Origin of the sequence: Dentiradicibacter hellwigii, assembly GCF_041770905.1 — a bacterium.
GTDB classification, from domain to species: Bacteria; Pseudomonadota; Gammaproteobacteria; order Burkholderiales; family Rhodocyclaceae; genus Propionivibrio; species Propionivibrio hellwigii.
Genome location: NZ_JBEUWX010000001.1, coordinates 229,729 through 241,355 on the forward strand (window position 1 = coordinate 229,729; position 11,627 = coordinate 241,355).

An 11,627-nucleotide genomic window follows, 5' to 3' on the forward strand; every position below is an offset into this window, starting at 1 on the left:
GCGTTGGCCGTGTTGGCTCTGTTAGCCTTTTCCCTGCGGCCTTTTTGTGGGGTTTTTACGGTTTATGCGTTGTTGAGGTGGTGCGAATAGGCGGTTTCTCCACACACGCCGTTTGCATCAAGTTTGCATTAATAAGTTCCGGGCTCTTGGTGAATTGAACGGACCGTTGCTTCATAACAATGACACAGTTTTATCGCGTGGACGCGGCAAAAACGGCCTGCGGCGTACCAGCGATGAGCCAATCGTCGCGCGGCGGTTCGATCGCCCTGGCGGTAGAAAAAACTTCTTCCACTTTTTGTTTTCCGGCAGGGCGCGCCTGCTTTCCTTCGTCATCGCGCCGATGAGCGCGCATCGCCATGATTGCACTTTTGTACCCCCGGCGTTTTTATCCCATTTTTCTGTGTTTGCCGGCGGCATTTATTCGATGGCAAGCGGTGTGAGTGTTGTCGCCGATTCCGTATCTGCTGCCAATAGGCGTGATTGCTTTATTGTTGGGGTTGGGCGTCTTGCTGATGCTTTCTTATCGGTCGTTTCCACTTTTGTAAGTCGGCTATTGATGTGGTGGGAATGCTGGTGTTGTGGTTTTCCAGGTAGTTTTTATTCATGTCATCAAAGAAGGAGGTAGGAATGGCGACAAGTGCCAAAAAAACAGGGGCAAATGCAGTATCAGCGGCTAAAAAGCCTGCCGTTAAAAAAGCGGCAGCTAAACCAGCCGTGAAGAAAGCGGTTGCAAAGCCCGCAGCAAAATCTGCAGCGAAGCCTGCAGCTAAGGCAGCGGTGAAGAAGGTTGCCGCTAAGGTCGCCGTCAAAAAAGCGGCCGCCAAACCGGCAGTGAAAAAAGTAGCCGCAAAACCCGCAGCAAAATCTGCAGCGAAGCCTGCAGCTAAGGCAGTGGTGAAGAAGGTTGCCGCCAAGGTCGCCGCTAAAAAAGCGGTTGCCAAACCGGCAGTAAAAAAAGTGGTCGCAAAGCCCGCAGCAAAATCTGCAGCGAAACCCGCAGCTAAGGCAGCGGTGAAGAAGGTTGCTGCCAAGGTCGTCGCGAAAAAAGCGACCACTAAACCGGCAGTGAAGAAAGCGGCCGTAAAGCCCGCAGCAAAATTAGCAGCGAAGCCTGCGGCTAAGGCTGCGGTGAAGAAGGTTGCCGCCAAGGTCGTCGCGAAAAAAGCGGCCGCCAAACCGGCAGTGAAGAAAGCGGCCGCAAAGCCCGCAGTAAAATCTGCAGCGAAACCCGCAGTGAAGGCGGCGGTGAAAAAAGCAGCCAGCAAGCCAGTAGCAAAAGCGGTAACAAAGGCAGCGCCGTCTACGGCGGCAACCCCCGGTATTAAGTCGGCTCTGAATCCTTCCGGCGCCTGGCCATTCCCGACAGGTTCGCGTCCCAAATAAACCTGCATGGAAAAAGATGGGAGAGCCAGGCGGCTCTCCCTGACGCAAGGCCGCTTGGACTCTTGCCGCGAGCCTCAAATTTCCTGATCGTCGCGCATCACCCATCATCTCGTCAGCGTCGGCATTGACCTTCTGACCGGGGACGATGTCCTTTGATGCTGCTGAAGGCGCGCGCGTGGTTCCTCATTGGCTTTTTTAGCGAGCCGCTTTCGTTGTTGACCGGAATCGCAGCCATCTATTGGTTGTTGCCGCCAGTTTGGCTAAAAATATTCCGTGCAATGACCAAGACATTCCGGCTTCAAAAGCCAGTCATCGTGCAAGTAGATGCCGGTGGATGAGCCGAATATGGACGGGCGCCGTGAGTCGTTTACCTTTGGCGCCGAGCTTATCGATGCCTGTCGATAAGTACTGCGAGCGCGCAGGGCAGACTGATACAATATTGCCCACCACCGTTTTTCTGACAGACAGCCCTCCCTCAATTCTCAGGATTTTGCCGTGAACCACGCCCCAGAAAACACTCGCAAAGATGCTTTGAAAGATAGCCCGACGACGCCCGCGACCAATTTCATCCGCAACCATATCGACGCGGATCTGGCTGCAGGGAAATATACGATACGTCGCTGGTCAGGAGCGCCTGGCCTGGCGGCGCAGCAGCTGGCGGGCGAGCCCGATCCGGCAAAAATCCGCACGCGCTTTCCCCCTGAGCCGAACGGCTATCTGCATCTGGGACATGCCAAATCGATTTGCCTTAACTTCGGCCTGGCGCGTGATTATGGCGGCCGCTGCCACCTGCGCTTCGACGATACCAACCCGGAAAAAGAGGAAAAAGAATATGTCGATTCCATCACCGAAGCCGTGCGCTGGCTGGGTTTTTCCTGGGATGAGGGCGATGAGAACAACCTCTATTACGCATCCAACTATTTCGACTGGATGTTTGCCTGCGCGGAATATCTGATCGAATCCGGCCATGCCTACGTCGATAGCCAGAGCGCCGAGGAGATGCGCGCCCGTCGCGGTACGCTGACCGAACAGGGGCAGGATTCGCCTTATCGCAATCGCAGCATTGAGGAAAACCGTGCGTTGTTTCAACGCATGAAAGCGGGTGAATTTCCCGACGGCGCCCACGTTCTGCGTGCCAAGATCGATATGGCTTCGCCGAACATCAACCTACGCGATCCGGCGATTTACCGTATTCGTCACGCCGCGCACCACAATACGGGCGACAAGTGGTGCGTGTATCCAATGTACACCTTCGCACACCCGATTGAGGACGCGCTGGAAAATATCACGCACTCGATCTGTACACTGGAGTTCGAGGATCAGCGCCCCTTCTACGACTGGCTGCTTGCGCGGCTGGCCGAAGGTGGGCTGATGCAACGTCCGCTGCCGCAGCAGATTGAGTTCTCCCGCCTGAATTTGACCTACGTTGTGCTGTCCAAACGCAAGCTGATCCAGCTCGTCGAGGAAAAACATGTTTCCGGCTGGGACGATCCGCGCATGCCGACCATCGTCGGCGCGCGTCGGCGCGGCTATACGCCGGAAGGATTCCGTCTGTTCGCCGAGCGCATCGGCGTATCCAAGGCGGATTCCCTGATCGATTACGCAGTCTTCGAGGATTGCATGCGCGAAGTGCTCAATGAATCCTCCGAGCGCCGAGTCGCCGTGCTCGACCCGCTAAAGCTGATCATCGACAACTATCCGGCCGGGCAAAGCGAAGAATGCTTTGCACCCAACCACCCGTTGAAACCGGAGCTGGGCAAGCGCGCGATGCCGTTCTCGCGCGAACTGTGGATCGAGCGCGAGGATTTCATGGAAACGCCGTCCAAGGGCTACCATCGCCTCTATCCGGGGAATCGCGTACGTCTGCGTTATGGTTACATCGTCGAGTGCACGGGCTGCGACAAGGATGTCGACGGCAACGTCGTCGCCGTGCATTGCAACTACTTTCCGGATACCAAGTCCGGCACGCCAGGCGCGGATAGCATCAAAGTCAAGGGGAATCTGCATTGGGTCTCGGTGGCCGAGGCGTATTCCGCCGAAGTGCGTCTTTACGACCGCCTCTTCGCTGCGCCCGCACCGGGTGCGCGCCGTGAGGGCGATGCCGAGGGCGTCGAACGTAATTTTCTTGACGATCTCAATCCGGACAGTATGCGCACCGTCATCGCCCGTCTTGAGCCCTCGCTCAAGACGGCGCAAGCCGAGGATCGTTACCAGTTCGAACGGCACGGCTATTTTGTCGTCGATCGTGTCGATGCCAGACCAGGCGCGCCGGTTTTCAACCGCACGGCGACGCTCCGGCAAAGCATTGCTCCGAAAGGTGTTGCCCCGTCGAGTGGAGGTGGGTTTGGCAGGCCTAGCGTTATCCAAACTCCGTGAGGTATTGCCCTAGTGAGCGGGGACGAAGGTAGGCCTAGTATTCTTTAAATTTAGCGTAATGGTTTATACGGCATTGTGGCGGTGGAAAACCGGCTGTCGTCAACCCATAGCAGCGTGCCGTTGAATGCATACTGTCGGTTCGACGTGCCTGGTGGATACTCCAGATCAGCAGGCAGGGGCTTGATGCGTGGCAAAAGTGAAAAGCGCATTGGGTGGATTGGGGGCACCGCCATGCGGTGATTGGTTGCACTGATCCCCCCTATTGTCATCCTGCACAGTACATAATTATTTGACGACGTAAGCTTCCGGCAGCCGTACAGCGGCTAGGCCGTAACAATCGTCCGCATCCTGTCCGGCATCCTCGGCACAGACCGGTAGACTGGTCGCCTGGGCAATGGTAGTGAGAATCTGGCGTGCCAGATCGACTTCGCCATTAAATGTCATCAGGCTGTCGTAATCCGCCGCTTGCAGGCGATCTTCGAGTGCCTGGCGGATGGAAGTTGCCATATTGCTCAAATGGTCGCGCGCGCTGATCGTCTGCTTGCCACCTAAGCGGATGGCGATGACCGGAATTTCGAGCCGGTAGCCGGTCGCTTCCCCCGGATTTTTCGGGTTCATGAGCGCAACGGAAAGATCAGTGACCAGTGCGGGGATTTCGCGACCCGTGGTATTTTTTTTCTCTGCTGTCGCCGCGCCTGGTACGGGCAAAGCATCATCTTGTGGCAGCGGTGGTGTCGATTGCACGGATTGCGGAGCGGTCTGCATGATACGCAGCCGGCGCCGTACAGTGGGTGAGTCGTGCGGCGGGGCTTCCGCGGTGACGGGCGGGTTAACCGGAGGCGTCGATCTGTGCGGACCGGGGGTGGCTATTCGTCTGACTGTGATGATCAACACCCAGAAGACGGCGACGATCAGAACGCAGGCACACAACAGGATGATGAAAGAAATGCGGCTCTTTGGGGAAGTGGCTCGAATATGCGGGTGTTCCCGTGAGTAGCTTCTTTCTTCTTGTCCGTAAGTTGCCGATGATGTCGCTGTGGCATCGTTATAAACCCCGAACACATTACCGTACAGTTCATTCAACGATTGGTCATAGGCTGCACGTCGCTCGGCATCAGCAAGCGTCTCATAAGCCTGCGCCACCAGTACGGCACGTTCCGCCGCCTGTTTGTCGCCGGGGTTTTTGTCCGGGTGGTAGCGTTGCATCAGGCTGCGGTAGGCGGCGCGAATGACCTCAGGACTTGCAGTGTGACTGACTTCGAGGATGTCGTAATGGCTGGGCGCATGGCCGGGTGAGAGCTGGGATGCAGGCATGGTGCTCAGTCAATCTTGACGAAGGTGGTTGTACTGCCGTTCCGCTCACGTAGCTTGAACTCTCGCGGCGAGACGGCCAGGACGGTTTTTGCCTCATGGCTGATACGGCCATTGTGCAGGTTGCTCCACAGGATTTTCTTATCGACCAGTTGCCAGACGCCATATTGCTGGATGGAACCGTCAGGGGCCTGGATTTCCCATTCGCCATTGTTGTAAAGCCGGATGGGTGTCTCAGCGCGCGACGATTTCCATTTGCCGACGAACTGGGCGGTTTCGAAGGAATCCTCAAACCACGAACAGGCCGAAAGCTGAAAAAACAAGAAGGCGGCAAAGAGGAAAACGCGCGTTGTACCCGTGAAAAAAGTGTGCTTTTGTATATCGGAGGGGCGCGCTTGGCTGCGCGGCCTGCTGGCTTCGGGTAGGGTGAGCGTTTCCGGTCTGTCCATCGGGGGCGGTTCCTCAGTGCGACTGCGGCTGCATCACTGAACGCCAGTGCTGCTGCATACGCTCGGTGCGTTCGGCTTCTTCGCGCTGTTTGCGCTGCGCTTCTTCCTGTGCGCGTTTTTCCTCGCGCCGTTCGGCTTCTTCCGCACGCCGCAGATCGAAAGAAACACGATCGGCGTAGCGGCGATCCGCTTCCTGCCGCTGCTGCGCTTCGCGCTCTGCGCGCGCCCTCTCGCGTTCTGCCTGAAGCGCTTCGGCTGCACGCTGACGATGTTCAAGATCACGCCGGCGCGCTTCATCCGCTGAGGCCAGGCGCTCGCCATACTTATGGTAATAGTCCTGAATGATTAGTTTTTCTTCTGCATTGGCGGTGGCAGCGGCCAGTTTTTCGTTGTAGGCGCGCTCAACACGTGATGAATACACAAGGTAAGACTGCAACATGACCGCCAGAATGACGACAGTCATCATGATAGCGAGCAGCGAGCGAAGCGGTGATGAGCTGTGACTCGACAGAGAAAATGACGAAGCCCGAAAGCTGCCCAGACTGCCTGATGCTTCGTTTGCATCAGCGTGGTACGTCATGGCTCTGGAACGTATCGGCGGGGTATCGGCGGCCTGGGCCAGGCGGTCGGGAGCGGGCAGTCGGGCGGAGACCGGGGTAGGTTTTGCGCCTTTACGATCGGCGGAAGCCGTGCCGGAACCGCGGCGTGCCATCAGCTTGTCATCGTAACCCATGCGGGATACTGGGTCGCTCAACGTGTCCCGGGCGAGCAGAATCAGTGTGCGGCGGAAGTCGTAATCCTCGCGGTTCATGCGGTTTTCGGATGCTTCCAGTACGGCAAGCGCGCGTTGATACCCCGCTTCGATCTCATTTGTTGATGCGGAGGCGGGGACTCCCAATACCTGATACAGCGTTTCCCTGATCATAAACGTGCCATTTGTCGAGTTTCCGATACCATGCCTGTACTTTTATGCTGACCGGAAGATTATACCGTGCCCTCAATGCCAGCGCGCCAAGGTATTCAACTATATACCGGGGTGGTAGCCGATGCTAGACGGACAGCGAAATCATTGCCCGTTTCTTGACGAACTGCTCTAAGCAATCCGGGTTTTCGTGCAGGTATAAATGGAGGGTGCGAACTGTCGTATGCGGTGAGACAATAACGTATCGATACTATATTTCGGATGTGTCCATATCATGACTTTCATTGAGATGTTGCAGGCTGCCTGGCAGAAAAATGATTCTTTGCTTTGCGTTGGGCTGGATCCCGATCCCATGAAGTTCCCGACGCATCTCCAGGGGCGGCCAGAGGCCATTTTTGAATTTTGCCGCGCTATCGTTGATGCGACGGCCGATCTCGTCTGCGCCTTCAAGCCGCAGATTGCTTACTTTGCCGCGAACTGTGCCGAAGATCAGCTGCAGGCGCTGATTGCCCATATCCATGATCACCATCCCGGCATTCCAGTGATCGTCGACGCCAAGCGCGGTGATATTGGAAGTACGGCGGAACAGTACGCCATTGAAGTTTTCGAGCGTTACTGTGGTGATGCGATCACCGCCAACCCCTATATGGGGCGTGACTCGGTCGAGCCTTATCTGGCGTATCGTAACAAGGGCGTTTTTCTGCTTTGCCGAACATCTAATCCGGGCGGAAGCGACCTCCAGTTTCTTGATGTGGGCGGCCAAAAACTTTATGAACATGTGGCTGGGATCGTGGCGCGTGACTGGAATATGAACGGGCAATGCGGTCTCGTTGTGGGGGCGACGTACCCGGGCGAAATTGCCCGCGTCCGCCGGATTATCGGCGAGATGCCGTTGCTCGTGCCTGGCATTGGTGCGCAAGGCGGTGATGTGGAGGCAACGCTGAAAGCGGGACGTACGGCATGCGGTACGGGGCTTATCGTCAATAATTCGCGGGCCATTCTTTATGCCGGCAAGGGAGAGGATTTTGCGCAGGCTGCCCGCCAAGCGGCGATGACTTCACGTGCGCTGATCAACCGTTTTCGTTAGATCGTTAGAAGAAGGACGGCGGTTAGAAGAAAGGTGTTCTGCAGGCAGGGTAAGCCGGTACGAGCTGGCAGCGTTTTCCCGCAGTTTCACTTTGCCGATGCCTCAACTGACAGCGTGTAGAGGCTAAGGAGACATGCCTCAAAATATGGGCGCAGGCGTACAATCGTGGCGATGCCGGTGGATGAATTTTCTGAGGTTTTCCGTATTTTTACGTCTGCCTGCATCGACGGATTCGGCGCTTCGGCGTGTAATTCCGGCCGAACTACCCGGATATTCTGGACTTGCCCGCGCACGCAGCGCATAAAACAAAAGACAGGAGCAGGATATGAACATTGGATTTATCGGAATAGGCATCATGGGACGGCCGATGGCAAAAAATCTGATCAAGGCCGGCTACGCATTGACGGTTTACGACAAATTTGCCCCGACCGATGACCTAGTCGCGTTAGGCGCCGTTGCGGCCAAGTCAAATAAGGACGTGGCTGCGCAAAGCGACATCATTATTACCATGTTGCCCAATTCACCGCATGTCAAAGAAGCCGTGATGGGTGAAGACGGCGTACTCGAAGGCGCCCGGCCTGGCGCCATTCTCGTCGATATGAGTTCGATCGCTCCTTCTGCCTCGCAGGAAATCTGCGCCGCAGCCAAGGCCAAGGGCGTCACTATGCTCGATGCCCCTGTTTCTGGCGGCGAACCCAAAGCCATCGACGGTACGCTTGCCATCATGGTTGGCGGAGACAAAAAAACCTTTGAAACGGTCAAACCGATTCTCGAAAAAATGGGGTCTTCCGTTGTCCTCGTCGGCGATATTGGCGCGGGCAACGTCACCAAACTTGCCAACCAAATCATTGTTGCCCTCAACATTGCGGCCGTCTCGGAAGCCCTTGTTCTGGCCACCAAGGCCGGCGTCAAGCCGGAAGCGGTCTTCGACGCGATTAAGGGAGGGCTGGCCGGATCCACGGTCATGAATGCCAAGGTGCCGATGATTCTCGACGGCAACTTCAAACCGGGCTTCCGTATTGAACTGCATATCAAGGATCTGCAGAATGCGCTCGATACCGCGCACAATCTCAATGTCGCCGTACCGCTGACCGCCAATGTCATGGAAACTTTGCAGGCGCTTAAAGTGGATGATATGGGCGCCAATGACCATAGCGCCATCGTCCGCTTCTACGAAAAACTGGCCAAAATTGAGGTCAGAAAGTAAACACTGAATTCTGCTCCTTCATCGTCCGGCTGTGAAATCCATCCATCCGGCGGTAGAGGGAAAAATATGCCGAACCGCCGTGACGATGATTACGGCGGTTTTTGTATGCATTTATCGCTAATCGAGCCAGTTTTCTACTAGGCGACGTCTAACCGACAATACGGCGAGTGTGGAGAGCGCAGTGAATGAACAGGCCGATAGGCGTCTGAGGCGGGGGGCTGAAAGATGGGGGGCGGGTAAAAGGCCGAATAACAGTGTTGCCATCCGCGCCCCTGAAATACAGGAAATTCAAGGGCTGCAAGGGGTCAGGGATAACGGCTTACTTTTCGGTTTCCCTGACATGCAGTACACGCTGTGCTGCGGCGTAATCGCCGGCGGCAATCTGTGGCCAGGCGAGCAGGCAGCGGTCGAGTGCGCGGTCGATCAGCGCCTGTTCTTCTTTGCGCGGTGCCTTGAGGACGTAGTTGATGACTTCACTGCGTTCGCCGGGGTGTCCGATGCCCAGGCGAAGGCGCCAGAAATCGGGCGTTGATAGGCAGGCCTGGATGTCCTTGAGGCCGTTATGACCACCGTGACCGCCGCCATGCTTGAGGCGGATGTCGCCGGGTTGCAGGTCAAGGTCGTCATGCACGATGAGGATTTCGTCTGGAAGAATCTTATAAAAGTTGGCGAGCGCAAGGACGGCGCGTCCGGAGGAATTCATGTACGTGGACGGCTCGAGCAGCCATAATTCGCGGTAACGCCCGATGCTCCCGTGAAATTTGCCTTGCGGCGTAAGCGTGATTTTCAGTTCGTCTGCCAGCTGGTCGACAAACCAGAAACCGAGGTTATGGCGGTGATCGGCATAACTGGCACCGGGATTGCCGAGACCGACGATCAAACGTGGGGAAGGCATGTTGAAATGGGCGTTCGGATAAAACAAACCGCCGCGGGCGGAAAAACCTGCGGCGGCCTGGAGTGGAATTGCCGGCGATCAGGCGGTTGGCGGCGTAGGCGTAGCATCGGAGGATGCTTCAGCCTCTTCTTCCGTCGTTTCGGCCGCTTCAATCTTCTTGGCGACGATCGTCACCACGACCGGATCGTCCTCACCATGCGCAACCGGTTCGACGCCCTTGGGGAACGTCAGCTGTGAAACGCTCAGCGCCTGACCGATGTCCAGATCTTTCAGGTCGACCTCGATGAAGGCGGGCAGGTCCTTTGGCAAGCAGGATACTTCGATGTCGCTCATAATGTGCGAGACGATGCCGCCGCCGACCTTAACGCCCGGCGCGATATCGGTATTGACGAAGTGCAGCGGTATTTTCTGGTGAATGGCGCGGCTGGCGTCGACGCGCAGGAAGTCGACGTGTAATACCAGCGATTTATAGGGGTGCATCTGTACGTCGCGCAAGAGCACGCTTTGCGCAGCGCCATCTAGTTTTAGCGTAATGACTGAAGACTGGAAAGCTTCCTTACGTAGGGCCAGTAACAGTTCGTTGTGGTCAACTTCGATGGAAACCGGTTTACTTGCTCCGCCATAGACGATGCCAGGCACCTTGCTGGCGCGACGCAGGCGGCGGCTCGCTCCGGACCCGTGCTGAACGCGCGTTTTCGCATTGATTTCAAATTGCATAACTGCTCCTGATAAACAAACCCAGCCCGCGACCAGACCGGGTGGTTGAAAAAATCATTCGATGAAGAGCGAAGAGACCGACTCTTCGTTATTGATGCGGCGGATTGTTTCAGCAAAAACGTCGGCGACCGACAATTGGCGGATATGCGACGATTTTTGCGCTTCTTCGCTGAGCGGAATGGTATCGGTGACGATTAATTCGTCGAGATCGGAATCGTTGATGCGGCTGATGGCGGGGCCGGAGAGCACCGGATGCGTGCAATAGGCGATGACAGACCGGGCGCCGTTGGCTTTGAGCGCCGTCGCTGCCTTGCATAACGTTCCGGCGGTATCGATGATATCGTCTATCAGCACGCAGGTTCGCTCCCCAACATCGCCGATGATATTCATGACTTCGGAAACATTGGCCTTGGGGCGGCGCTTGTCGATAATCGCCAGGTCGCATTCCAGGCGCTTGGCCAGTGCGCGCGCGCGCATGACACCGCCAACATCCGGCGAAACGACGATCAGATCCTTGATATCGCGCTTCCAGACATCGGCCAGCATGATCGGCAACGAATAGATGTTGTCGACCGGAATATTGAAAAACCCCTGAATCTGCTCCGCGTGCAGATCCATCGTCAGCACACGATGGACACCGGCGGCCGTCAGCAGGTCGGCGACCAGCTTGGCGGCGATGGGTACGCGCGCAGAGCGTACCCGGCGATCCTGGCGCGAGTAGCCAAAATAGGGAATGACGGCCGTGATGCGGGCGGCAGATGCCCGGTTGAGCGCATCGACCATGATCAGCAGTTCCATCAGGTTTTCGTTGGAAGGCGCACAGGTCGGCTGAATGATGAACACGTCGCGGCCGCGAACGTGTTCCTCGATTTCAACAGAGACTTCGCCGTCGGAAAAGCGTCCGACATTTGCCCGCCCGAGCGAAACATGGAGTCGGTGAGCCACTTCGGCTGCCAGCTTCGGGTTAGCGTTCCCGGAGAAGACCATCAGGCTATCGTAGGCCATAGCGCGCATCCAGTGACGCCGAGACACGGCGCCGTCAAAGAAAGACGGGCAGGTTGCTGCCTGCCCGAGATCAGAAAACCTGAATGGCTGGGGAAGAAGGATTCGAACCTTCGAATGCCGGAATCAAAATCCGGTGCCTTAACCAACTTGGCGACTCCCCAGCAAAACCCGCTGAATAAGCGTCTAGCGGATGAGGCGCGGATTATAGCGGGGTTTCGTTAAAAATACTAGCCAAGCGAAAGCAACGGTGTCGCATTGTTGCGTGTTTGTTAACC

The 11,627-nt window shown here is 56.5% G+C and carries 12 protein-coding genes and 1 tRNA gene; 4 read left to right on the top strand and 9 right to left on the bottom strand.

All coding sequences use genetic code 11. From position 1 onward, the window contains the following. Positions 1–190: 190 nt before the first annotated feature. Both ABCS64_RS01095 and ABCS64_RS01100 read right to left on the bottom strand, forming a co-directional pair. Positions 191–358, bottom strand: a complete 168-nt coding sequence (locus ABCS64_RS01095) for a hypothetical protein (RefSeq protein ID WP_418890099.1) — start codon at positions 356–358, stop codon at positions 191–193. 127 nt (positions 359–485) lie between these two features. Next, positions 486–1,379, bottom strand: coding sequence for a hypothetical protein (locus tag ABCS64_RS01100; protein ID WP_418890100.1), 894 nt, complete (start codon positions 1,377–1,379; stop codon positions 486–488). 156 nt (positions 1,380–1,535) lie between these two features. Here ABCS64_RS01100 and ABCS64_RS01105 point away from each other — a divergent pair, with 156 nt between their 5' ends. Then, entirely contained in the window at positions 1,536–1,721 is a 186-nt protein-coding gene (locus ABCS64_RS01105; protein ID WP_418890101.1) for a hypothetical protein, read from the top strand. Between the two features lie 157 nt (positions 1,722–1,878). Further along, positions 1,879–3,759 carry a glutamine--tRNA ligase/YqeY domain fusion protein gene (locus tag ABCS64_RS01110; protein WP_418890102.1) on the top strand — a complete coding sequence of 627 codons (1,881 nt, stop codon included), beginning with the start codon at positions 1,879–1,881 and terminating at the stop codon, positions 3,757–3,759. Between the two features lie 285 nt (positions 3,760–4,044). Here ABCS64_RS01110 and ABCS64_RS01115 read toward each other — a convergent pair whose 3' ends face one another. Genes ABCS64_RS01115 through ABCS64_RS01125 form a run of 3 tightly spaced genes read right to left on the bottom strand, consistent with a single transcriptional unit; the run spans position 4,045 to position 6,444 of the window. Further along, complete coding sequence (locus tag ABCS64_RS01115; protein WP_418890103.1) at positions 4,045–5,073, bottom strand: J domain-containing protein; 1,029 nt, start codon at positions 5,071–5,073, stop codon at positions 4,045–4,047. Between the two features lie 5 nt (positions 5,074–5,078). Next, a complete protein-coding gene (locus tag ABCS64_RS01120) occupies positions 5,079–5,519 on the bottom strand; it encodes a hypothetical protein (protein ID WP_418890104.1) in 441 nt (146 codons plus the stop codon). Between the two features lie 13 nt (positions 5,520–5,532). Further along, positions 5,533–6,444: a J domain-containing protein gene (locus ABCS64_RS01125; protein ID WP_418890105.1), complete on the bottom strand. Its 912-nt coding sequence runs from the start codon at positions 6,442–6,444 to the stop codon at positions 5,533–5,535. Between the two features lie 271 nt (positions 6,445–6,715). Between ABCS64_RS01125 and pyrF the strand changes: the two genes are divergently transcribed. Both pyrF and garR read left to right on the top strand, forming a co-directional pair. Next, positions 6,716–7,528, top strand: coding sequence for an orotidine-5'-phosphate decarboxylase (gene pyrF, locus ABCS64_RS01130; protein ID WP_418890106.1), 813 nt, complete (start codon positions 6,716–6,718; stop codon positions 7,526–7,528). Positions 7,529–7,853: 325 nt separating this feature from the next. After that, positions 7,854–8,735, top strand: coding sequence for a 2-hydroxy-3-oxopropionate reductase (gene garR, locus ABCS64_RS01135; RefSeq protein WP_418890107.1), 882 nt, complete (start codon positions 7,854–7,856; stop codon positions 8,733–8,735). Between the two features lie 319 nt (positions 8,736–9,054). Here garR and pth read toward each other — a convergent pair whose 3' ends face one another. From pth to ABCS64_RS01155, 4 genes are all read right to left on the bottom strand, one after another. Next, complete coding sequence (pth, locus tag ABCS64_RS01140; protein WP_418890108.1) at positions 9,055–9,630, bottom strand: aminoacyl-tRNA hydrolase; 576 nt, start codon at positions 9,628–9,630, stop codon at positions 9,055–9,057. A gap of 78 nt (positions 9,631–9,708) precedes the next feature. Next, the gene (locus ABCS64_RS01145) at positions 9,709–10,347 is read right to left on the bottom strand and encodes a 50S ribosomal protein L25/general stress protein Ctc (RefSeq protein WP_418890109.1); all 639 of its coding nucleotides are present in this window, start codon (positions 10,345–10,347) and stop codon (positions 9,709–9,711) included. Positions 10,348–10,401: 54 nt separating this feature from the next. Next, positions 10,402–11,352, bottom strand: a complete 951-nt coding sequence (locus tag ABCS64_RS01150; RefSeq protein ID WP_418890110.1) for a ribose-phosphate pyrophosphokinase — start codon at positions 11,350–11,352, stop codon at positions 10,402–10,404. Positions 11,353–11,436: 84 nt separating this feature from the next. After that, positions 11,437–11,513: transfer RNA gene (locus ABCS64_RS01155), tRNA-Gln, on the bottom strand. Between the last annotated feature and the right edge of the window lie 114 nt (positions 11,514–11,627).

What these genes read in the sequence shown, in the direction of transcription:
- ABCS64_RS01095 (WP_418890099.1), bottom strand. Translation starts at nt 358, where the DNA reads ATGGCGATGCGCGCTCATCGGCGCGATGACGAAGGAAAGCAGGCGCGC.
- ABCS64_RS01115 (WP_418890103.1), bottom strand. Translation starts at nt 5,073, where the DNA reads ATGCCTGCATCCCAGCTCTCACCCGGCCATGCGCCCAGCCATTACGAC.
- ABCS64_RS01120 (WP_418890104.1), bottom strand. Translation starts at nt 5,519, where the DNA reads ATGGACAGACCGGAAACGCTCACCCTACCCGAAGCCAGCAGGCCGCGC.
- ABCS64_RS01125 (WP_418890105.1), bottom strand. Translation starts at nt 6,444, where the DNA reads ATGATCAGGGAAACGCTGTATCAGGTATTGGGAGTCCCCGCCTCCGCA.
- pyrF (WP_418890106.1), top strand. Translation starts at nt 6,716, where the DNA reads ATGACTTTCATTGAGATGTTGCAGGCTGCCTGGCAGAAAAATGATTCT.
- garR (WP_418890107.1), top strand. Translation starts at nt 7,854, where the DNA reads ATGAACATTGGATTTATCGGAATAGGCATCATGGGACGGCCGATGGCA.
- pth (WP_418890108.1), bottom strand. Translation starts at nt 9,630, where the DNA reads ATGCCTTCCCCACGTTTGATCGTCGGTCTCGGCAATCCCGGTGCCAGT.
- ABCS64_RS01145 (WP_418890109.1), bottom strand. Translation starts at nt 10,347, where the DNA reads ATGCAATTTGAAATCAATGCGAAAACGCGCGTTCAGCACGGGTCCGGA.
- ABCS64_RS01150 (WP_418890110.1), bottom strand. Translation starts at nt 11,352, where the DNA reads ATGGCCTACGATAGCCTGATGGTCTTCTCCGGGAACGCTAACCCGAAG.